Genomic DNA, 22,015 nt, shown 5'->3' on the forward strand with positions numbered 1-22,015 from the left:
GCACTCACGCCCTCACCCCTCGCCCTGGTCCCCGCACCGGGCATCCCCATGATCGGACCCCAACCTCCGTGTCCACCCCAGCGTCAGCGGCCGGAGAAGCGGTGGATGGTGGTGATGAGTTCGTCGAGGGCTTCCTCCCCTCTGCCCCCGCCGACGTCATCCACGACGCAGTGCCCGATGTGCTCCCGAAGCAGGATGAACCCGATCTTCTCGAGCCCAGCGATCGAGGCACTGAGCTGGGTGAGGACCTCCGGGCAGTAGCGCTCGTCCTCCACCATCTGCGAGATGCCGCGAATCTGACCCTCGACCCGCCTGAAGCGGGCCAGCATCTCCGCCTTCGAGGCCTGGTACGAGCCCCTCCGCACCGTGGTGGCCACAACCTTCTCCTTGGTGGGCCGGGTGTGAATGCAGGTACCCGGCAAGGGTATTGTAGCCGGCGCGGGCCGCCGGCGGATCGTCCTGACATTGACGACCGTGTGAAGGTTTTGTCGAAGCCGGTGCCCGCCGGCGTGGGCCCGCTGATCGGCGGTCGACGTCAGTGACCAGGTCATCGGGACACTCGAGGGCGAGCGGGTGCGTGTCGGCCTGTCCTCCCTGCCCGAGCCGCAGCGGCGGACCCTGGAACTGGCCTACTTCGACGGGTACACCCAGAGTGAGATCGCTGGGCGGATGGACGTGCCGCTGGGCACGGTCAAGGGCCGGACCCGTGCAGGTCTGATGAGACTGCGGGACCTTCTCGTGACCGACCTGGAGGATGTCGAGGTCCCCATCCGGGGGTGACGAGTCCGTCGGCGTCATCCCTGATCTGAACATGGCCGATCCCACGACCCGGCGTGCCCAGCACGGCCGTGGTGTCGGCGTCGCGTGTGCAAGCCACGGCGTCGACCGGTAGGATGCGCCCGGCGGGCGATCCGTGGCAGGGCGTCAGTGGGAGATGCAACGTGACCGAGGCCGTCCTCCTGATCGGGACACGCAAGGGGCTGGTGATCGCCCGCAGCGGACGCGAGCGCCGGGACTGGCGCGTGGAGCCGATTCGGTTCTCCAACAAGGAGGTGTACGCCGTCGCGGTCGATTCCCGCCCCGACCCGCCCCGGGTCTTCGCCGGCGTGGGGACGGGCCACTGGGGTTCATACCTCGTCCACTCCGACGACCTGGGGCGGACCTGGGTCGAGCCCGACCGCACACCGCTCGCGTTCCCCGAGAGCGCCGGGACCGCGCTGGTTCGCGTGTGGCAGGTGCAGCCCGCCGGCGACGACCAACCTGGCGTGGTGTACGCAGGGGTCGAGCCTCACGCCCTGTTTCGCTCGGACGACGGTGGTCTGAGCTTCTCGCTCGTCGAGGGGTTGTGGAACCACCCGCACCGGTCCGCATGGATGCCCGGCGGCGGCGGGGCGTGTCTGCACACCGTGCTCACCCACCCGACCGACCCGGGTTGGCTGCTGGTTGCGATGTCGAGCGCCGGGGTCTACCGAAGCACCGACGGAGGGACGACCTGGGAGCCCGCCAACCGGGGGATCCAGGCGGTCTGGCTTCCCGAGGACCAGCGCTTCCCGGAGTTCGGCCAATGTGTCCACCGGGTGGCGATGCACCCCCGCCGGCCCGACCGGCTCTATGCGCAGAACCACTTCGGCGTCTACCGGAGCGATGACGCCGGCGGCTCCTGGGAGGCGATCGAGTCCGGGCTGCCGAGCACCTTCGGCTTCCCCATCGTCGTGCATCCGCACCAGCCCGACACCATCTACACGTTCCCACTGCAGGCGGACGAGGATCGGATGCCGCCGGAGGGCAGGTGCCGTGTGTATCGCAGCCACGACGCCGGCGCGACCTGGAGTGCGCACTCCGAGGGATTGCCTCAGGACCCGTACCACGCCGCCGTTCTGCGCGACGCGATGTGCACCGACAACGCCGATCCCGCCGGGATCTACTTCGGTACACGTCTCGGCGAGGTCTACGCCAGCACCGACGACGGCGACTCCTGGACCGCCGTCGCGACCCACCTGCCCGACGTGCTCACCGTCCGCGCCGTCGTCCCATGAGGGTCACGCTGGTGGTCCCCGCGGCGCTTCGGAGCTGCGCGGACGGGTTGCGCGAGGTCGCCCTGGAGGGGGCCACCCTCGGCGGTGTCCTCGACGACCTGGCGCAGCGGCTGCCGGTCCTCGAGCGCCGCCTCCGTGACGAGCGTGGGCACCTTCGCCCCCACGTGCTCGTCTTCGTCGACGGCGTCATGGTGGGCGATACCCCGGGCCTCGACACACCGGTCGACGACGGCACCGAGGTGTTCATCGCGCCGGCGGTGTCGGGAGGGCGACCACCCATGGAGAGTTCCTCGACGGTCAGGTGAGGACTGGCCCGCCGGACAGGTCGCCGAGGCCCCGCACCGACCGAATGTGTCAGAGACGCAGTCCGCCGAGACACGTTGAGCGAGAACTCACCGAGGCGATGCGCGGTGTTGGATGACGGAGAGAGGACGGCCATGTCGGTCACGCGGAGGCGCTTCTGGACCGTGGTGCTCGCGGTCAGCGGTCTGATCTTCATCGTGGCCCTCGCCGCACTGATCACGGCGCCCCTGCCGTCGGGGAGGTCCGCGTCCATCGGCACCCCGGTCCACCCCAGGGTTCGGCCCCGGGCGGTGGCGCCCCACCCGGCCGGCGCTGGCGGAACCGTTTCCGTGCCACCGCCGAGGATCCCGGGAGGGACCGCCGCCATCCGGAGGGTCCACGGGCCGCAGGCGCTCGCCGGCCCCGCTGCTGCCGCCGCGAGGGTGCGCGGGTCCCAGGCGAGGCCGGCCGGGAGGTCCACCGGCGGTGGCGTGGTCCCGGCGCCGCAGGCGGCCCTCTCCGGAGGCACGGCCGGCCCAGCGGTCCTGGGGCCGCCGGCGATCCCTCCAGCAGACGCCGCCGCCGGGACGGCAGGCGCCGTTGGCGACGCGGTCACCCAGCCGGAGCCGGCGCCCACCGGCAGAGCCGAGGGCGGCGACGGGGATCAGGGATCGGCGGACCACCACCGTCACCATCACCACGGCGACTCCCACCGGAGGGATCCCAAGGAACGGCGAGAGCACCGAGGCGACGGTCGGTCGCGCCCGGAGGATCCATCGGGCTCGGCGGAGCAGGCGCCGACCGCCTCGCCCGAGCCGGGAGCGGATACGGACCGGAAGACACCCGACCAGGACACTCAGTCGAACTGAGGCCGGCGGTGCCGGTGGCGCTACCTCCGGGCGGACCCGGCCACCGGGTGGCGCTCATGCGCGCCGCAGGCGTGGAGGCGCCGGTGCAGGTTCTCGACGAGCGGCTCGAGCACCGCGAGGTTGGCCTCGATGACCCGGCGCCGGACCTCCTCCGACAGCGGGCCCTCGACGGCGGTGAGGTGCACCTCGACCAGATGAAGGTCTGAGCCCTTCGGGTGGTCCACGTTCGTATATCTCCCCCAGTCTGCCGGCGAGCGGCGACCGATGTCGCGCGCGACTCCCATCCTGAGGCCTGCCGGCCCTGCTGAAAAGGGTCAGAGGTCCCGTGAATCCTGGGCCCGACGACGATGTCGTGAACCGGCGCACCGGCTGGACCTGGCATCGGGATGAGGGCGACTCAGCAGGCGCGACCCCAGAGCTGGCCGAGCCAGTCGAGACTGTCCTGTGCCTCCACCTGCCAGGCCTGCCAGCCGTGCGGGCCGGGGACGATCTGAGTGTGGATCGGGGCCCAGCCCAGCGCCTGCACGGTGGCGATGAACCGCTCGGTGTCGGGGAGGTATTCGGTGTCGTCCGCTCCGCCGCCGAGGAACAGCGCGCCCCGCTGCGAGGCGGGGACGCCGGCGACGGTGAGCTGCGGGCTGTTTGCGGACGCACTCGCCCCGAAGAGCGCGCCCGGTGCCGTGAACACCCCGGAGTAGCTCGCCACCCAGCTGAACATCCCGGGGTGGTGGATGGAGATGTTGAGCGCGCCGAAGCCTCCGGAGCTCAATCCGGCGATGCCGCGGTAGCGGGCCCCGAGTGTGCGGTAGCGGGCATCGATGGCGGGGATGAGCTGGTCGACCAGCCAGGTCTCGTCCTGGTCGCCGACGGCGTCGTTCCCCCAGTAGTTCCCGTCACCGGTGACTGCGTCGCCATCGGGGTAGACGGCGAGCGTCGGCATCAGCACGTTGGTGGCGGTCAGGCCGTTGAGGATGGTCGGCAGGGACGATCCCGAGCCCAGCCAGTCCGCACCCGAGCCGGTGGAGCCGTGGAGGAAGTAGACGACCGGGAACCCCTGCGTGGGAAGCGCCGCGTAGGCGCCGGGAACGTCGACGTAGACGGTGTGGCCGCCGACCGAGAGCTGGTCGATGTGGCCGGCGAGACCGTCGGCGGTCGTGGGGATGCAGCCGGCGGTCGCGGGCGCCACGGTCGCCGCCGGTGTGGCGATCGTGGGCGCGGCGGTCGGCGCTGATGTCGGCGCCGGGGTGGCGGTGGCCGCAGCTGTGGCGGTCGGCGTCGCGGTCGTCGCCGGGCCGGCTGTGGCCGCGGGGATGGCCGCCGGTGTGGACGTCCTGGGTGACGGCGTCGTCCCGTGAGCGTGGGCCGCCGCGATCGAACCGACGGTTGCGGCGACAGCGGTGGCGAGCGCCGCGACCCCGATGGCCATCGTCCGGCTGCCGTGCGCCCGGCGCATCTCCACGACCTCCTGTCTGGAACCTGAGGTCAGTCTCGACGTGGCTGTCTTTCAGATCCCTGACCGGACCGATCGCGCGGTCGTGACGGTTGTCGCGGGGCTGTCACGGGCATGGCCCGGGCACCGTGCATCGCCGTGCCCCGGGCTCGGAAACGTCCGCGACCTCTTACGCACCTCTTGCGGTCCTCTCACCCCTGTCTTGTACGCGGTCGCCGATCGTGCCCCTCACGGAAGCTGGATCTGCCGCTCGCGGCGAGGGCGTGCCCATGACGATGCGGGCGAGGGCGGCTGCGCGCGCCCCGGGCACCGCCGAGGCCTCGGCGGCGCGGACGCTGCCATCGTGGCTGGGGCTGGGCGCGGTTCTTGCGCGCAGCGCCCTGGTCGACGGGATCGGCCTCTGGAACCTGGGATACGGGAACTCGTATTACGCCGCCGCCGTCCAGAGCATGCTGACCAGCTGGCACAACCTCCTCTATGCATCCTTCGACGCCGGCGGCTTCGTCAGCATCGACAAGCCGCCGCTCGGCTTCTGGCTGCAGGCGGCGAGCGCCAGGCTGTTCGGATTCCACGGCATCAGCCTGCTGCTGCCCGAGGCGATCGCCGGGATGGTCTCGGTCGCGCTGCTCCACCACCTCGTCGCCCGGGCCTGGGGACGTGCCGCCGGGCTGATCGCGGCCCTCGTGCTCGCCATCAGCCCGATCAGCGTGGTGGCGGCGCGAAGCAACATCGTCGACGGCGTGCTGGCGATGGTGCTGCTCCTCGGCGCCGTCGCCGTCACCCGGGCGGCGGAGAGCGGGCGGCTGCGCTGGCTGCTGCTCTGCGCGGTTCTCGTCGGCCTGGGCTTCAACGTGAAGATGCTCGAGGCCTACCTGGTGGTGCCCGCCTTCGGCCTCGTGTATCTGCTGTCCGCGTCGATCCCGTGGCGGCGGCGAGCGATGCACCTCGCCGCCGCCACCGTGGTCCTGGTCGGGGTGTCACTGTCATGGGCGGTGGCGGTCGACACCACCCCCGCAGCCCAGCGCCCCTACGTCGGCTCCAGCACCGGCGACTCGGAGGTGAACCTCGCGCTCGGCTACAACGGGTGGGGTCGGGTCACCGGAAGCTGGTTCCAGCGTCCCGCGGCCCGGGCGACGGCTCGCCCGGGTGCGGCGGCGCCCCAGGGCGCGTTCGCCGGGTTCGGGACCGCGGAGGCGGGCGGCACCGGTCCCCTTCGCCTGCTCCGGCAGCCGCTGGGGAGCCAGACCGGCTGGCTGCTCCCCCTCGCCCTCCTCGGCCTGGTCGCGGCGGCGGTGCGGCAGCGCTGGCGGGAGCCCTTCGACCGGCGACGGCGGTCGCTGGTCCTCTGGGGGAGCTGGCTTCTCGGCGAGGGGGCGTTCTTCAGCGCTGCCGGCACCCTCCACGCCTACTACCTCACCGTGCTCGAACCGGCGATCGCGGCGCTCGCCGGGATCGGCCTGACGGTGCTGTGGGGGGAGTACCGGCGCCGGACGCGCTGGGGATGGCTGCTGCCGGCGGCGGTGGTGGCGACCGCCGCCGAGGCCGCCTGGGTGCTCGCCGGCTTCCCCGACTGGGCGAGATGGCTGACCCCGCTGGTGCTCGCCACCGCCGCAGCGGCGGTGGTGCTGCTCGCGGTGTCGCGGTGGCGTGCCGCCGCCCGCCGGCCGCTGGCGGCGCTCGCGGTGCTGGCCGGGGCCACCTCGCTGCTGGCGGCCCCGGTGACCTGGACGGTGGTCACCATCGGAGAGGCGAGCACCGCCATGCTGCCCACCGCCGGTCCGCCGCCGGCCGCCCAGACGGCGTTCCTGCACTCCCTGACGCGCGGGCGGGGGCGGGCGACGTTCGGGCAGCAGCCGGACCCGTCGCTGCTGCGCTACCTCGAGACCCACCAGGGCTCGGCGGGCTACCTGGTCGGCGGCCTCGCAGCCATGAGCGTGGCGCCGTACATGCTGGCCAGCGACCGGCCCGCGCTCGCCCTGGGTGGCTTCATGGGCCGCGATCGCATCGTCGACCCCGCGCGGCTCGCCGGCATGGTGGCGGGCGGCGCGGTGCGGTTCTTCCTGCTGCCCGCCCCGCCCGGCACCCGGCGCGGACCGTTCGGCCCCGGCGGCGGCGGCGTGAACGACGACCTGATCGCCTGGGTGAGGGCCGAGTGCGCGCCCGTCGATCGCGGCCTCTGGTCGGCCGCCCCCGCGCGGGGCGGCAGGATGGGGTCGGGACAGCAGGTCTACGACTGCGCGCCCGCGGCGGGAGCGGGTTGAGCGCCGAGGGCCGCGTTGATCAGCAGCCGCTCACGCGGCGATGTCACGGCGGCGGAGCTCGAGGGCTCCCACCACGATCAGGCCGATCGCCCACGCGGCGGCGACGATGAGAGCGCTGCCATAGCCGACGTCGGCCGTCCCACCGTGGCCGATGGCGTCGAGCTGGCTTGCGAAGAGCACGCTGCTCAGCGAGGCGAAGGAGTTGGTGAGCAGGCCCTCGACCGCGAACACGTAGGCCAGTCCCGCGACGATCGCGGGAGCCGGGGAGCGGAGCAGCACCCCGAGCAGCGCGCCCAGGATCGAGTATCCCAGGGTCGAGAGCACCAGGTCGCCGGCACCGGCGAGGAGGGCCCTGACACCCGCGGGCGTGGTCCACAGCGAGGTGGAGACCCCGTAGTGCGGTGCGGTCACGAGCGCCGCGGGGTAGGCCACGAAGTAGGCGAGGAGCACCACCGCGGTGATCAGGGCCGCGATCACCACGCTCTTGCCCGCGAACAGCGTGAGGCGCCGCGGCTGTCGCACCAGGAGGTTGCGGAGCGTCCCGCTGGAGAACTCCGTGGAGAACGCGAACGCCGCGAAGCCGAGCCCGACGATGGCGAGGAAGTCCGTGGAGTGCGCCAGGATCGCGTGGATGCCGTCGGCCTGCGAGTACAGCCCGACGTTCGCTTTGCGCCGGGGCCGGTCGAGCTCGTGGAGACCGACGATCACCGCCGTCACCGAGAGGACGGCTGTGATCGCGGCCGTGGTTCCGAGGATGCCGGCGCGCCGCACCTTGAGCCATTCGCTGAGCAGCGCGTGTCTCATCGGTCGTGTCCACCGGTGATCGCCAGGAAGGTGTCCTCGAGGCTCGAGCGGACGTGGGTGATCTCGTCGAGCGCGATCCCCCCCTCCATCGCCTGGCGGTTCACGGCTGCCGCCCCGCCCTGGAATCCGTCGATACGCACGTGCCCGTCCTGGCGCCGGGCGTGATACCCCCTGTCGGTGAGGAGCATGGTGAGCTGCTCGAGCTGGTCGGGCCTCTCGGGCACGAGCACCAGGGTGGTGCGGCGGCGCTCGAGGAGGTCCGCCATGGTCCCGTGGAAGAGGAGGTGGCCCTCCTTGAGCACGAGGATCCAGTCGGCGATCTGCTCGAGCTCGCTCAGGATGTGACTGCTGATGAAGATCGTCACCCCCTGGTCGCGAAGCCGCCCGAGGAGGCGTCGCATGTCCTGGATGCCCGAGGGGTCGAGCCCGTTGGCGGGCTCGTCGAGGATGAGGAGCTCCGGCCGGGGAAGAAGCGCGGCGGCGATCCCGAGCCGCTGCCTCATCCCCAGCGAGTACCCGAGCACGCGGTCGTCGGCACGCTCCTGCAGCTCGACGATGGCCAGCACCTCGTCGACCCGTGACGCCGGCGTCCCATCGAGCGCGGCGAGGACCTGGAGGTTCCGGCGCCCGCTCAGCCACCAGTAGAAGGCCGGGCCCTCGATGAGCGCTCCCACCCGCGGCAGGTGGTCGCCCGGCCTGCTGATCGGCGACCCGAGGACCTCCGCCGTGCCGGCCGTCGGCGCGACGAACGACAGCAGCATGCGGATGGTCGTGGTCTTGCCGGAGCCGTTGGGACCGACGAACCCCGCGATGACACCGGTGGGGATGTCGAAGTCGATGCCGTCCACCGCAGCCCTGGTCCCGTAGTGCTTGGTCAGACCGCGTGCACGGATCGCGGGCGGCAGGCCCGCGGATTCGGTGATGGGCGAAGGCATCGGCGTCCCCATGATGCCACCTTCCTCTGACGGTTCCCGGTCCGATCGTCCCCCTCGCCGAGAAGACGGCTTTACACGACTTTCCCGGAGCCGTGACGATCCTTAACCGGTCGCCATCATCGTGTCACCCGGTGGTGGAGATTCCGTCCGGAGAAGTTGGTGGTGATGATGGCGAGGATGTCGAGGCCCGCGTGCTCCACCCGCAGCGCGCGGTGACCGCCCTCTCCGCGGTCACCCTCCGCCCGACCCTGGTCGACCGATACGAGGTCCTCACCCTGCTCCGGCGCGGCCAGGGGATCGACACCGCGCTCGCCCGCGACCGCCGGACCGGGGACGAGGTCATCATCAAGACGGCCGCAACCGGAAGCGTCTCGTCGATCGCCGCCATGCGGCTGGAGCACGAGGCCGACGTGCTGGGCAGGCTGCGGAGCAGCGGGCTGACGCCGCTGCTCGAGCTCGGCCGCGACGGCGACCTCCTCTACATGGTCATGCCCAGGGTGCCCGGCGTCACCCTGGAGGCGGTGCTCTCGGAGCGGGCGCTGAGCGCGCGCGAGACGTTGACGGTGGGCGTCGACGTGCTCCGGTCGCTGGTCGAGGCCCACGCGGAGGGGGTTCTCCACCGCGATATCAAGCCGGCCAACATCATCGTCGACGGCGGAGCACCGCTCGTCCGCGCCACCCTCATCGACTTCGGACTGGCCCGCAGCGCCCGGCTGGACCCGAGCCTCCGCAACCGGCCGGTGGGCACCGCACAGTATGTCTCCCCGGAGCAGGCGGGCCTCCTCGGCGACGGCGTCGATGAGCGCTCCGACCTCTACGCGCTCGGCGTCCTGCTCTTCCGCTGCCTGGCGGGGCGGCTCCCGTTCCTCGGCGCTACCGTCGGCGACGTCCTCCGGCAGCACCTGAGCGAGCCACCGCCACGGCTGCGCGAGCTGGTCAGCGTGCCGCGGTCCCTCGACGGGGTCGTCCAGCACCTCCTCCGCAAGGACCCGTGCGACCGCTATCAGAGCGCCGCGGCGGTGCTCGCCGACCTCGAGGAGATCGCCGCCGCCCTCGACCGCGGAGTCGAGGAGCCGGCGCTGGTGGTGGGGCTGCACGACCGGCGCCGCACCCTGACCGAGGCCGCCTTCGTGGGCCGGGACGCCGAGCTCGCGATCCTCCGCGACGTGCTCGCGGCGACCGCGGCGGGCGCCACCGCGCTGGTCACCGTCGAGGCCGAGTCCGGCGGCGGCAAGACCCGTCTGCTCGACGAGCTCACCCAGGAGGCGCGGCGCCGCGGAGCCTGGGTGCTCCGTGGCCAGGGGATGGACCAGGCCGCGCAGCGCCCGCTGCAGATCCTCGACGGCGTCGCCGCCGCGGTGATCGACGCCGCCGGCGAGGACGGGCGGCTCCGCGACGGGCTCCGCCGCCGCCTGGCGGACAGCAGCCAGGCGATCTGCGACGCCCTGCCCCAGCTGGCGGTGACGCTCGGCCAGGCCGACGAGGCCTCGGCGCTCCCCGAGGCCTATGGCGAGAGCCGCACCCTCCTGGCGCTGACCGCCCTCCTCGACGAGGTGGGCCGGGACGGACGCCCCGCGGTGGTGATCCTGGACGACTGCCAGTGGGCGGACGGTCTCAGCGTCAAGCTGCTCACCCACTGGTGGCGTGATCGTGGCGGCAGCAGGCCACCGCGCCTGCTGCTCGTCTGTGCGTTCCGCTCCGAGGAGGTGCCCGCCGGCCACCCGCTGCGCGGGCTGCGGCCGTCGCGTCACATCGCACTCGCGCCCTTCGGGCCCGAGGACGTGCGCCGGCTGGTCGTCTCCATGGCGGGCGTGCTGCCCGAGGAGGCGGTCGGGTTGGTCACCCGCCTCTGCGACGGAAGCCCGCTGATGGCCTCGGCGGTCCTCCGCGGGCTGGTGGAGTGCGGCGCGCTCGTCGAGGGCGATGGCGGCTGGCACCTCGACCCCGTCGCGATGGCCGATCTCAGCGCCTCCCGCCGCGCCGCCGTCGTCATCGTGCGCCGCATCGAGGCGCTCGGGCCGCCCACCGTCCGGCTGCTCTCGGTCGGCGCCGTGCTCGGCAAGGAGTTCGATATCGCAGCGGCGGTCGCGCTCTGGGGCCATGGGTCGGGTGCGGCCGTGCGCGGGCTCGACGACGCCCGCCGGCGCCACATGGTCTGGATCGACGAGGCGACGGGGCGCTGCACCTTCGTGCACGACAAGATCCGCGAGGCCCTGCTCGAGCGCCTCCCCCCGGACGAGCGGGCCGCCCTGCACCGGGCGGCCGCCGTCCACCTCCAGTCCCTCGCCACCGACCACGTCTTCGAGCTGGCGTACCACTTCGCGGCGGCCGGTGACCTCGAGCGCGCCCTCCCCCACGCGGTGGCGGCCGCCAGGCTGGCGCGGGGACGGCATTCACTCGAGCTCGCCGAGCGTCATTTCCTCATCGCCGAGCGCGGGGTCCCCGCCGGCGATCGCGAGTTGCGGCGCGAGATCGCCGAGGGGCTCGGCGACGTGATGATGCTGCTCGGGGCGTACGAGTCCGCCGCCGGCCAGTTCGCGCTCGCCCGCGAGCTGGCAGCGACCGACACCCAGCGGGCGGAGATCCACCGCCGGCTCGGCGAGCTCGCCTTCAAGTGCGGCGACATGCGCAGCTCCTGCGACGAGTGCGAGACCGCGCTCCGCCACCTCGGCCGCCGCACCCCGCGCCGGACCCCGATCCTCCTCCTGCTCCTCGTCTGGGAGGTGCTGGTGCAGACCGGCCACACCCTCGCCCCCCGGCTGCTGGTCGCGCGCCGCTCCTCCGACCGCTCCGGGCGGGAGCTGGTGGCGGCGCGGCTGTACAGCCGCATGGCGTACACGTACTGGTTCCGAGCCGGCCTGGTGCCGTGCGCCTGGAGCCACCTCCGTGGGATGAACCTGGTCGAGCGGTACCCCGCCACCCCGGAGCTCGCCCAGTCGTACTCGGAGCACGCCCCGGTGGCAACCATGCTCCCCTGGTACCGGCGCGGCCTGACCTACGCGGCCCGGTCGCTGGCGATCCGCACCCGGCTCGGCGACGTCTGGGGACAGGGACAGTCGCTCCATTTCTTCGGAGTGGTGCTCTACGCGGCGACGCGGTACCGGGAGTGCATCGAGCGCTGCCGCGAGGCGGTGCGGCTGCTCGAGCGCACCGGCGACCAGTGGGAGGTCAACACCGCCCGCTGGCACATCGCCTTCGCGCTGTACCGCCTCGGCGACCTCGACGGAGCGGTCGAGATGGCCCGTCGCGTCCACGAGGCGGCCGTCGAGATCGGCGACTGGACGGCGGCGGGGATCAGTCTCGGCGTCTGGTCGAAGGCGTCGGAGGGCCAGGTGCCCGCAGATCTGATCGCCGCCGCGCGCGACCGGTCGGGCGACGACGCCCACACCGGCGCCGAGCTTCTCCAGGCCGACGGGGTGCGCCTCCTCCGCGCCGGGCGCCACTCGGATGCGGTCGCGGTGCTCGAGCGGGCCCGCCGGCTGGTGCGGAAGGCCGGTCTGCGCCAGGAGTACGTCGCACCGGTGCTCCCCTGGCTGGCGACGGCGCTCCGCCGGCAGGTGGAGTCGCTGCCTCCCCACGCCGTGAGCGAGCGGGCGGCGCTGCTCCGCCGCGCCCGCCGAATCACCGCCGGTGCGGCGCGGATGGCGCGCCGCTACCGGAACAACCTGCCCCACGCGCTCCGCGAGCAGGGCCTGGTCGCCGTGCTCTCCGGTCGCGAGCGCCGCGGTCATGCTCTCCTCGACGCCTCCATCGCGGTGGCAGAGACCCAGGCGGCGCGGTACGAGCGGGCCCAGAGCCTGCTCGCCCGCGGACGGGTGGGACTGGCGCTGGGGTGGGAGGCTGCCGCGGAGGATGTCGCCACCGCCGAGCCCATGCTCGCGGCGATGACCGGCGGCGGAGCCGAGGAGGAGGCGCACGACGGCCGGTGGGTGAGCCTCTCGCTCGCCGATCGGTTCGAGCGGGTGCTCGGCGTGGGACGGCGGATCGCCTCGGCGAGCACGCGCGAGGCGGTGTTCGCTGCGGTGCACGACGCCGCCCTCGACCTGCTGCGCGGCGAGAGCTGCCTGGTCCTCGACGTCACCCAGGGGACCGACGAGGAGCCCGCGGTCGTCTCCGGCTCGTTCGACGCCGGATTCAGCCACACCCTCGTCCGCCGTGCGGTGATCTCGGGCCGCCCGCTGATCGGCTCGGCGGAGACCGGCGCCACCAGTGAGAGCATCGACCTCGCCTCGGTTCGCTCGGCGCTCTACGCGCCCGTCGTCGTGGCCGGTGCGGCCACCGCCTGCTTCTGCGTCGGTCACCACGAGGTCGACGGTCTCTTCGGCCCCGAGGAGGTCGACCTCGCCGAGTACATCGCGACCCTGGCGGGAGCGGCTCTGGAGAATGTCGCCGGCAACGAGGCGCGCTTCCGCTCGCTGGTGCAGCAGTCGTCGGACGTGATCACGATCGTGAGTCCGAGCGGGTTGGTGACCTACCAGAGCCCGTCGCTGGAGCGCGTCCTCGGCCATCCTCCGGACCGCTTCCTCGGCCGCAGCCTCGACGAGCTGCTGCATGGCGGCGACGTCCCGCGCATGGCCGACGCGCTGCGAGCGGCCGCCGCCGGGTCGGCGCCGAGCGCGGCGGTGGAGTGCCGGTGGCGCCACCGCGACGGGACCTGGCGACAGACCGAGACCCTGGTCAAGGCGCTGCTCGACGACCCCGGCGTCGGCGGCATCGTGCTCAACACCCGCGACGTCACCGAGCGCAGGCGCGCCGAGGACGCGCTCCAGGCCCACCTGGCCCGGCTCGCGGACATCGCCGAGACCGACCCGCTCACCGGGCTCGGCAACCGCCGCTTCTTCGACCGCTTCCTCGCGACCGCGCTCGACGAGCCCGCCGCCGTGCTCAGCATCGACCTCGACGACCTCAAGGTGATCAACGACCTCTACGGGCACGAGGCCGGCGACGCGGCGCTCCGCGCGGTCGCGCCGGTGCTGCGCGGCGTGCTTCGCGACACCGACATCGTGGCGCGCATCGGCGGCGACGAGTTCGCCGCCCTGCTCCCCGGCGCCGACCTCGAGACCGCGGTGCACATCGCCGAGCGGCTGCGCGCGGCGATGCACGGCGTGTCGGTGCCCCACGGGCCGGCGCGGATCAGCGTGGGATGCGCCGCCGGGCCGGCGTCGGTTCCGCCGCGCCAGATGCTGCGTGAGGCGGACGAGGCGCTCTTCCGCGCCAAGCGGGCGGGACGTGACCGGGTCGAGGCGGTGGTCCCCGGCACCCAGCCCGCCGTCGCGCTCTCCGAGAACCGGCGCTGGGAGTCGGTGCTCGCCACCATCCTCGCCGAGCGCCGGGTCCACCCCGTCTACCAGCCGATCCGGCGGCTCGCGGATCGGGCCCTGGCAGGGTACGAGGGGCTGGCGCGTCCCATCGGCGACGGCCCCGAGGTGGGCGTCGAGGGCCTGTTCCGGAGCGCGCAGCGCGCCGGCGAGTCGCGCGACCTCGACTGGATCTGCCGCCGCGCCGTGCTCGCAGGCTGGCGCCCGGTGTCCCCGCAGGTGCCGCTCTTCCTCAATGTCGGCGTGGCCAACCTCGTCGACCCGCTGCACGACGTCGACCAGATGCTGCTGCTGCTGCGCTGGAGCGGGTGCTCCCCGCAGGACGTCGTCCTGGAGATCACCGAGCGCGAGGCGGTTCACGACCTCCAGCGGCTGCGCGACGTGCTCGCGAGCTACCGGGAGGCCGGCTTCCGGTTCGCGCTGGACGACCTGGGCGAGGGCCACTCCACCCTCGCCGTGCTCAGCGCGGCGGTGCCCGAGTTCGTGAAGCTCTCCGGCAGGCTCACCGGCAACGCGCGCGAGGCCGGGCCACGGTACGTGATCCGTGCCATCGTCGCCTTCGCCGAGATGAGCGGCAGCCAGGTGATCGCCGAGAACCTCGAGAGCGAGGCCGACATCGCGCTCCTCCAGGGCATGGGGGTCGACCTCGGGCAGGGGTTTGCGCTGGGCAGGCCCGCGTACGCGGTGGCGGCCTGAGCGCGAACCGGCGTGGGTGGCGGTGTATTACTCGCCAACAGGAGCGATGTCGCAACTCATGCGGGCGGGCGTCCCATCACGGGGGTGCTCCGTCACCCGAACGTCCTCCGCTGTCACCTGTCATGGCTAGGATCAGCGATGTCGGCAGCCACTGACAAAGGCAAACCCTTCGCGAGGAGGGGACGCAAAGCCACGGGTCTCACGCAGACAGCCGGGTTACCAAGGGTCGCCAAAGGAGGCCGACAGCACGGGGTGCTGCCATGGCCGTCCACGGTCTTCTTCTGCTCGCCGTCGCCGCTGCCGGCGTCGCCGGTACCGCGACTCTCGTCACCGGCGTCACCGGCCGTGGATCCGCCGGTCACGACGCTGTTCGCGCGATGGACACCCGGGCTCTCGCCCTCGCCAACGCTGACCACTTCGCGGCGCCGCCTTCGACGCCCGTTCCCGCGCCGGTGGCGACTCCCGCGCCGGTCATCGTCGCCGCGCAGCAGGCCTCGACGCCCGTCCCGGTCGCCGCACCGGTGGCGCGGCGTGCGGTGACGCCGGTGCCGGCGGTGTCACCGGAGGTGCTCCACAACTTCCTCACCAGCGGTGATGGGACGCTGCGCACCGGCGTCGGCGTCTACGGGGACTGCACCGGACGTACCCCGCTGACCAGGGCCGAGGCGGCAATCGACCCCTGCAGCGGAGGACCGACCTACTTCGTCGGTCACAACGCCGGTGTCTTCACACCGCTCATGCACATGGCGGTGGGCGCGATCATCGTGTACCACGACGGCGCGGGCGTGGCACACAGCTGGCGGGTGGTGAGCGTCCGTGACGGCTACGCCTCTGCCGGCGGCGTGCCGGCCCCGACCCAGGCCGACGTCGTGGCCCAGTTCCAGACCTGCGAGACCTACTCGCCCAGCGGGCAGTTCGATCGGATCCTCGATGTGGTCGAGGCGTGATCACGCGCCGGATGTGACGGGATGCTGCATATGCTTGACGGCAACGGCCGCAGGGGGCATGCTGGGGGAGAACCAGTGGCCATACGTCGGAGGGATCGCCAACATGACGCGAACCATCTGGCAGCGCCTGCGCCGTGGGCGAGGCGAGGTCTAGGCCCCGGCCACCAGTCGCCAGTCGCAGGACTGGGGGACGCGAGTGGAGGGCGATGAGCCTTCCGCGGATGGTCTGGGGCCAAAGTGCACGACATCACGGTATTCGCACCGAACACCGACTCATATGAGCCGGGTCGAAAGAGATGTCGAACGAGAAGGGCCGGCCGCACGCCGGCCCTTCTCCTTTGCATGGCAAGGCGAAACCGGCGCGGGCGCACCCGACCCGCGGTTGCCCCCGCAACGACGCGCGTGCGCGGTGAGGCGAGAGTGGAGCGTCGCATGAGAGGGCGTGCGACGCTCCACGAGCGCGGCGACTGGGAATGGTTCCTACACCGCCACAGTGCCCGGAACATGTCCGAGTTCGCGCTCGCAGGGTAGCGGACGAGGTCTGTGCATGTGTTGTGGATCAGGCTGTGGAAACCTGCGTGTTTCTCGCCTGGCACGAAGCGAGCCGGCCTGCCTCCGTCGCAAGCTGTCGGTCGACCGACCACGGCCAGGGGGAGGGAGGCCATGGGTGCCGACCGGCAAGCCCTCTCATACGACTGAAGGACAGTCCGGCTCGGGGTGTTTCGGACTTGCCGTTCCCCCCGCGCGACAGATCGCGGGGGGCGCCACGGCCCAGCGACGGGCTCCTCTCGGGGCCGGAGCGGGGGGTGCCGCCAACTCAGAGAGTCAGCGGGTCTGCGGCCTGGGCCGGTGATCATAACGGATCTGTAATGACGATCGCAAGCGGGGGGACCCGTGTAGCGTTGTCGACCGACCGGTGAGCGCGACAGGAGGTGAGGCCCATGGCAGCTGAGCCACAGGACCCCGATGTCAGCGTCCTCGACGTCGTCGGACTGGTCGCCGGGATCGCCGTGGACGACGTCGCCGAGATCCTGCTGACCCACGGTGATCGCCCTCTCGACGAGCTGGGGGAGCGTCTCCGGCAACGCCAGGAGAACCGGGTCGACCTGATCCGCCGCCAGCTGCCGAACCGCGCCGTCCAGGTTCTCTGCGAGGCGGAGGTCGAGGACCTGTTCGGACGGTGGATCCGCCGGTTCGGCGACGCCCCGGAGCTGCGCCACGAGCACCTTCCCCGGCTCGCCGAGGAGGTGCGCGGCCTGCGCAACAGCTACGTGGCGGATCGGGTCGAGGCGGTCTCCGTGCTCCTGGTGCGACGGGACCCCTGAGCCGACGCGGTGGTCGCTGTGAGATCGGGGAGCCGCCGCCCTCCGCGGGCGGCGGTCCCTCACGACGCCAGCCCGTCGGGCTAACCGCCAGGCTTCGGGGACGGGGTCGTGCCGGCGGTCTCCTGCGCCTCACGCTGCGCGCTCTCCGACTTCTCGTGGGCCGGATCCTCGTTCGGATGGCCGGCCCCGCCGGGCCCGCCGACGTGCGCCCGGCCCGCGGCCTCATCGGCCTCGCGCTGCGCGCTCTCCCCCTTCTCGTGGGTCGCGTCCTCGTTGGAGGTGGCGGCCCCAGGGGAGGCGGCGGCGGCGGGCGGCGTGGTGACCGCCGAGGGGGCGGTGGTGCCCGACGGCGCCGTCCCGGTGGACGTGGTCGTGGTGGTGGTCGTGGTGGAGGAGGTCGCGGCGTGCGAGATGATGGCTCCTCCGGCGACACCGCCGGCGATGAGGCCGAGGGCCGTGGTCGCGGCGGCGGTGCGGCGGTTGAGACCGCCGAACCGGGCCGGTCTCGACGGCTCCTCCGGCTGCGGGGTCTCCTGGTCGTCGTCGTGCTTCACGGGCACATCCTCCTTGCTGGCGCGCGGGCGTGGCGTCTCCAGCCTGGCGCCCGACCCTCAAGGTGGGCTGGCAGTATCCTCAGAATCGGCTGTGAATCCGTGGGCGGTGCGGGAGCCGGCCGGTGCCGGCCCCCACACGCCGCGACCTACGGAACGGTCGGCATCTGGCCCGCGTTCTCCTGGGCCTCGCGCGCCGCGCTCTCGCCGGCCTCGTGGGTGGCGTCCTCGTTGGGGTGGAAGGTGCCGCTGGGTGCGGTGGTCGCGGAACTGCCGCTCGCTCCCGGGGTCGCTGCCGCGGTGCTGCTCGCCGTCGCCGCATGGGAGACGATGTAGCCTCCGAGCATGCCCCCGGTCATCAGGCCGGCCGCGGTGGCGATGGCGGCGCCACGCCGGCCGAGACCGAAGCGCGACGAACGGTTGGGCTGCGGGTCCTGCGTGGTGCCGGTGATGGGGTCCATGGTGTGTGCCTCCGAGCCTTCTCTGCCGGTGTCCGCCGGCCATGGCATCAGAGTGCGGTCACACCCTCAGAACCGCCGGTGGACTTCCTGGGAGACCGCTGTGGAACACTCCGCCCGGCGGCGCCGGGACAGAGGCGGTTGCGCGAACCCGCCGGCGAGGCGGCTCCGGAACGCGCGCAGGCCGTCCTCCGACCCCGCCCGGGGCTCGGATTCCGAGCGCGGGGGGCGGTCCGCGTGTATAGTGACCCGGCGACGGCCCACCCTGGGTCGACCGATTGCCCGTGCTCTCCTCCGCCTTCTCGAACGGAACGCGCGCGTTGTTCAGAGAGTTCGGGAAGGCAGGAGCACAAGATGTCCAACGGGACAATCAAGAAGGTCGCATCCGACCGCGGGTTCGGGTTCATCGCCGCTGACGATGGGCAGGAGTACTTCTTCCATCGGAGCAGCGTCGACAGCACGCTCGACTTCGACCGCCTCAGCGGCGGCGAGGCCGTGACGTTCGAGGTCGAGGCGAGCCCCAAGGGCCCGCGGGCCGGGCAGGTGCGCGCCGCCTAGTTCGGCGCACGATCGGTCCGGGGCCGGGGCGGGCTCACCCGCCACGGCCCCAGGGCCGGTCACCGTCACGTCGGATGCGGCACCGCAACGGTCGTGCCGCGAAGCGGTGGCGCTCCGCCACCTCCCCGCCTTGGACGACGAGGATGAGCCGGTAGATCCGGCTGCTCGTGCGAATCCAGCAGGGGGAGGACGTGGACGAGCGTCAGACCGACACCGCGCGGAGCGCCGTCGAGCGACTGCGCTGGGTGGCGATGGCGCTGGCACTGGCCCGCGTCGGCCTCGCCCAGCCGCCGCCGGTGTCCAGGACCGCCGCGATCGGCACCGTCCTCGCCATGGCGGCGTACAACGCCATCGTGACGGTGGCCCGCCGCCGCGGCCGGTGGGCCGCACCGCTGGCGCTGACCGCCCTCGTCCTCGACTTCCTCGCCTGCACCGTCTGGGTGCTGCTCTCCGCCGACGACCCGTCGAGCTCCGCCTTCGCGATCTACATCTTCGTCGCCATCGAGGCCGCGGCGCTCTACCAGATGCGCGGAGCCGCACTGTTCGCGCCCGGGTTCGCCACCGGGTTCGCGCTGCTGACCTGGGCCCGGCACCACTACTTCGGCTTCCCCCTCGACAGCGGCAGCCTGGTGTTCCGATCCGGGATCGTCCTGCTGGTCGGCGTCGCCGTCGGCGCCATCGCCACCCAGAGCCAGCGGCGGCGCTTCGAGCTGGATCGCCAGGCGGAGGCGCTGCGCGCCTCCGAGCAGCGCTTCCGCACCATCGTCGACACCACCTCCATCGGCGTCAGCGTCGCCGACGCGCAGGGGCGGCTGATCAGCGCCAACCCCGCCTACCAGGAGCTCGCCGGCTACACCGAGGCCGAGCTGACGACGATGCGGATCATCGACTTCACCCATCCCGACGACGCCGGCGCGGACATGCGGCTCGCCCAGGAGGTGGCCAGCGGGCGGCGCAGCCACGGGCAGGTGGAGAAGCGGTGGATCCGCAAGAACGGAGAGGTGCGCTGGGTGCGCGTCAACGCCTCCCACCTTCCCGCCGCCGGCGGCGCGCCGGGACGGGTGGTCGCCATCGTCGAGGACATCAGCGAGCGCAGGCGGGCGGAGCGCGAGCTGGCCGAGAGCGCGGGGCGCCTGGCGGCGATCGCCGCCACCGACGTCCTCACCGGCCTCCCCAACCGCAGGGAGTTCGAGCGCCTGCTGGCCCTCCCGCAGAGCCGGTCCTTCGCCATCCTGGCCATCGATGTCGACAACCTCAAGGTTGTGAACGACGGGTACGGCCACGAGGCCGGGGACGCCGCTCTGCGAGCGATCGCCACCGCCCTGCGGATGGCGGTGCGCGACGGAGACGTGGTCGCCCGGAGCGGCGGTGACGAGTTTTCGGCGCTCCTCCCCGACACCGCCCCCGAGGCGGCGGTCCAGGTCGGGGACCGGTTGCGCCGAGCGATGCACGGCCTCGCGCTGCCCCACGGGCAGGCGCGGATCAGCATCGGCTGCGCCACCGGCCCGGCGATGGCGGACGCTGCGACCGTCCTCATCGCCGCCGACGAGGCCCTGTACCGGGCCAAGCGGAACGGGCGTGACCGGCTCGAGGCGGCGCCCGCGGTCAACGAGACCGGCTCGCAGCAGGTGCGCTGGGAGACGCTGGTGCCCAGCCTGCTGCGCGAGGACGGGATGGTCTCCGTCTTCCAGCCGATCGTCGGCCTTCGCGACGGGCGGGTGATCGGCTACGAGGCCCTGGGCCGTCCCACCGACGGGCCCCACGACATCGGGGTCGAGGGGCTGTTCGCGGCCGCCGACCGGATCGGCGAGGGCCGCAGCCTCGACTGGGTCTGCCGCCGCGCCGCGCTCCTGGGGTGCCGCGGCCTGCCCGCCTCGACCGCGCTCTTCCTCAACGTGGGGGTGTCGGTGCTCCTCGACCCGCTCCATGCCGTCGACCAGATGCTCCTGCTGCTGCGCTGGGCCGGCCGGGAGCCGGCTCAGGTGGTCCTGGAGATCACCGAGCGGGAGGCGGTTCGCGACCTCGAGCGGCTGCGGGTGGTGATCATGGAGTACCGCAGCCACGGCTTCCGGTTCGCCCTCGACGACGTGGGCACCGGCCACTCCACCTTCGAGGTCCTCTCGGTCGCGACGCCGGAGTTCATCAAGATCGCCGGCACCCTGACCCGGCACGCCGGCGAGGTCGGGCCACGGTCGGCGATCAGGGCGCTGGTGGCCTTCGCCGCCTCGAGCGGAGCGCGGGTGATCGCCGAGGAGGTCGAGAACGACACCACCGCCTCGCTGATGCGGCACCTCGGAGTGGATCTCGCCCAGGGCTTCATGTGGGGGACCCCGGCGGCGGCGTCGACGTGGCCGGCGGAGGGTGACCTCACCGCCCGCGGATGATCACGCCTCGAACGGTCCTCGGTGCCCCTCGCATGTTCTCGGCGGAGACGGCGCGAAGGTCGCGGCCGCGGAGACGGAGGCGCGGCGGGCGGCGAGCCGGGACACCATCTCCACCACCGCCCAGCAGCCGGCGCCGAGGGCGAGCCCGGCCACAACGTCGCTGACGTAGTGCTCGCCGAGGTCGACGACGGCGAAGCTGATGGTCAGCGGATAGAGCAGCCAGAGGCGGCTGATCCGGCGGCGCTGTCCGGCCATCATCGTCAGGGCGATGACCATGGGGACGGCGACGTGGAGCGACGGCATCGCTCCGTTGGGGAAGGGGTCGGCTCCCGAGTACAGCGCGCCGAAGCCGCCGAGGTGGTCGAGGACGGACACCACCACCCGTCCCACCGGCGGGACCAGGCCATGCTGTGCGGCCAGCCACGGCGGCATCTCGGGGTAGAGGAGGTAGCCGGCGAAACCGAGCGCCATCACCAGGGTGTAGGCGGCGACGTAGCCCTCGAAGCGGGCACGGTGGCGCCACCAGAGCCAGCCCCCGGCGAGGAGCGGGGCGAGGAAGTGCACGAGGTACTCCCCGACCAGCGGGAGCTGCCACCAGACCGCGCCGACCAGGCCGCCGAGGTGCGCCTGGAGCCAGGGCGCCGCGTCGACCCCGAGGACCCGGCGTTCGAGGATGGCGGGGCCGGCGGCGTGCACGCTGCCTGCCACCAGGGGCTGGAGGGCGCCGAGGTCCTCGAACATCACCGCGATGAACAGGAAGGGGACCCAGTCGCGCACGACCACGCGGAGACGCGGGACCAGCCCCGCGGCGACGAGCACGAGGAGGATGACGTGCTCGGAGGTGAGGCCGACGCGGTGGGTGGCCACCAGGGCGACGGACGCGACGGCGTAGACCGCGATCCCGGCGTTGACCAGCCGGAGCGCCGCCGCCGGTCGCACCCTCGCGACCACGGCGGCCGGGCTCCGACGAGGCTGCGCGCCGGCAGCCGCCCCCGTGGGGTCGCGGCGCCAGCCGGGCAGGTCGTCGACGCGGGCCGGATGCACCGCCATCGCGTGTCCCCCAGGAGCTCGGAATCGGGTGCCTCACTCGCACCATCCCAGTCGATCGCATCATTCCACACTTGAACGGTTTCAAACCGGT

General features: G+C 72.8%; 18 protein-coding genes and 1 riboswitch. Of the genes, 10 read left to right on the top strand and 8 right to left on the bottom strand.

Annotation, left to right across the window (positions count from 1 at the left end; genetic code table 11):
• Positions 1–83: 83 nt before the first annotated feature.
• Entirely contained in the window at positions 84–377 is a 294-nt protein-coding gene (locus tag VGL20_19835; GenBank protein HEY2705939.1) for a metal-sensitive transcriptional regulator, read from the bottom strand.
• A gap of 196 nt (positions 378–573) precedes the next feature.
• Between VGL20_19835 and VGL20_19840 the strand changes: the two genes are divergently transcribed.
• From VGL20_19840 to VGL20_19850, 3 genes are all read left to right on the top strand, one after another.
• Positions 574–780: a sigma factor-like helix-turn-helix DNA-binding protein gene (locus tag VGL20_19840; GenBank protein ID HEY2705940.1), complete on the top strand. Its 207-nt coding sequence runs from the start codon at positions 574–576 to the stop codon at positions 778–780.
• Between the two features lie 161 nt (positions 781–941).
• Entirely contained in the window at positions 942–2,036 is a 1,095-nt protein-coding gene (locus VGL20_19845; GenBank protein HEY2705941.1) for an exo-alpha-sialidase, read from the top strand.
• The gene (locus VGL20_19850; protein HEY2705942.1) at positions 2,033–2,341 is read left to right on the top strand and encodes a MoaD/ThiS family protein; all 309 of its coding nucleotides are present in this window, start codon (positions 2,033–2,035) and stop codon (positions 2,339–2,341) included. Before VGL20_19845 ends, VGL20_19850 begins: the two co-directional genes overlap by 4 nt.
• Before the next feature lie 866 nt (positions 2,342–3,207).
• Here VGL20_19850 and VGL20_19855 read toward each other — a convergent pair.
• Both VGL20_19855 and VGL20_19860 read right to left on the bottom strand, forming a co-directional pair.
• Positions 3,208–3,372, bottom strand: a complete 165-nt coding sequence (locus VGL20_19855; GenBank protein ID HEY2705943.1) for a hypothetical protein — start codon at positions 3,370–3,372, stop codon at positions 3,208–3,210.
• A gap of 212 nt (positions 3,373–3,584) precedes the next feature.
• A complete protein-coding gene (locus VGL20_19860; protein HEY2705944.1) occupies positions 3,585–4,373 on the bottom strand; it encodes an alpha/beta hydrolase-fold protein in 789 nt (262 codons plus the stop codon).
• Here VGL20_19860 and VGL20_19865 point away from each other — a divergent pair.
• Entirely contained in the window at positions 4,348–4,542 is a 195-nt protein-coding gene (locus tag VGL20_19865; GenBank protein ID HEY2705945.1) for a hypothetical protein, read from the top strand. The two genes, VGL20_19860 and VGL20_19865, sit on opposite strands and share 26 nt — an antisense overlap.
• A 364-nt stretch (positions 4,543–4,906) precedes the next feature.
• Complete coding sequence (locus VGL20_19870; GenBank protein ID HEY2705946.1) at positions 4,907–6,898, top strand: glycosyltransferase family 39 protein; 1,992 nt, start codon at positions 4,907–4,909, stop codon at positions 6,896–6,898.
• Positions 6,899–6,928: 30 nt separating this feature from the next.
• Here VGL20_19870 and VGL20_19875 read toward each other — a convergent pair whose 3' ends face one another.
• Both VGL20_19875 and VGL20_19880 read right to left on the bottom strand, forming a co-directional pair.
• Entirely contained in the window at positions 6,929–7,702 is a 774-nt protein-coding gene (locus tag VGL20_19875; protein ID HEY2705947.1) for an ABC transporter permease, read from the bottom strand.
• The gene (locus VGL20_19880) at positions 7,699–8,637 is read right to left on the bottom strand and encodes an ABC transporter ATP-binding protein (protein ID HEY2705948.1); all 939 of its coding nucleotides are present in this window, start codon (positions 8,635–8,637) and stop codon (positions 7,699–7,701) included. The genes VGL20_19875 and VGL20_19880 overlap by 4 nt, the downstream gene beginning before the upstream one ends.
• A 191-nt stretch (positions 8,638–8,828) precedes the next feature.
• On the opposite strand from VGL20_19880, the gene VGL20_19885 reads away from it, so the two are divergent.
• The 3 genes from VGL20_19885 to VGL20_19895 all read left to right on the top strand — a co-directional run bounded on the left by VGL20_19885 (position 8,829) and on the right by VGL20_19895 (position 16,923).
• A complete protein-coding gene (locus tag VGL20_19885; GenBank protein HEY2705949.1) occupies positions 8,829–14,651 on the top strand; it encodes a diguanylate cyclase in 5,823 nt (1,940 codons plus the stop codon).
• A gap of 149 nt (positions 14,652–14,800) precedes the next feature.
• Positions 14,801–14,875: riboswitch (cyclic di-GMP riboswitch) on the top strand.
• A gap of 153 nt (positions 14,876–15,028) precedes the next feature.
• A complete protein-coding gene (locus tag VGL20_19890) occupies positions 15,029–15,598 on the top strand; it encodes a hypothetical protein (GenBank protein ID HEY2705950.1) in 570 nt (189 codons plus the stop codon).
• A gap of 941 nt (positions 15,599–16,539) precedes the next feature.
• Positions 16,540–16,923: a hypothetical protein gene (locus VGL20_19895; protein ID HEY2705951.1), complete on the top strand. Its 384-nt coding sequence runs from the start codon at positions 16,540–16,542 to the stop codon at positions 16,921–16,923.
• Positions 16,924–17,003: 80 nt separating this feature from the next.
• On the opposite strand, the gene VGL20_19900 is transcribed toward VGL20_19895, so the two are convergent.
• Positions 17,004–17,477 carry a hypothetical protein gene (locus VGL20_19900; GenBank protein ID HEY2705952.1) on the bottom strand — a complete coding sequence of 158 codons (474 nt, stop codon included), beginning with the start codon at positions 17,475–17,477 and terminating at the stop codon, positions 17,004–17,006.
• Between the two features lie 146 nt (positions 17,478–17,623).
• Positions 17,624–17,935, bottom strand: a complete 312-nt coding sequence (locus VGL20_19905) for a hypothetical protein (GenBank protein ID HEY2705953.1) — start codon at positions 17,933–17,935, stop codon at positions 17,624–17,626.
• Between the two features lie 351 nt (positions 17,936–18,286).
• On the opposite strand from VGL20_19905, the gene VGL20_19910 reads away from it, so the two are divergent.
• Both VGL20_19910 and VGL20_19915 read left to right on the top strand, forming a co-directional pair.
• Positions 18,287–18,490: a cold shock domain-containing protein gene (locus VGL20_19910; GenBank protein ID HEY2705954.1), complete on the top strand. Its 204-nt coding sequence runs from the start codon at positions 18,287–18,289 to the stop codon at positions 18,488–18,490.
• Between the two features lie 191 nt (positions 18,491–18,681).
• Complete coding sequence (locus VGL20_19915; protein ID HEY2705955.1) at positions 18,682–20,874, top strand: EAL domain-containing protein; 2,193 nt, start codon at positions 18,682–18,684, stop codon at positions 20,872–20,874.
• On the opposite strand, the gene VGL20_19920 is transcribed toward VGL20_19915, so the two are convergent.
• Positions 20,875–21,924, bottom strand: coding sequence for a phosphatase PAP2 family protein (locus tag VGL20_19920; protein HEY2705956.1), 1,050 nt, complete (start codon positions 21,922–21,924; stop codon positions 20,875–20,877).
• Positions 21,925–22,015: the final 91 nt, after the last annotated feature.

The sequence above is a fragment of the Candidatus Dormiibacterota bacterium genome, from assembly GCA_036495095.1.
GTDB lineage: Bacteria > Chloroflexota > Dormibacteria > Aeolococcales > Aeolococcaceae > CF-96.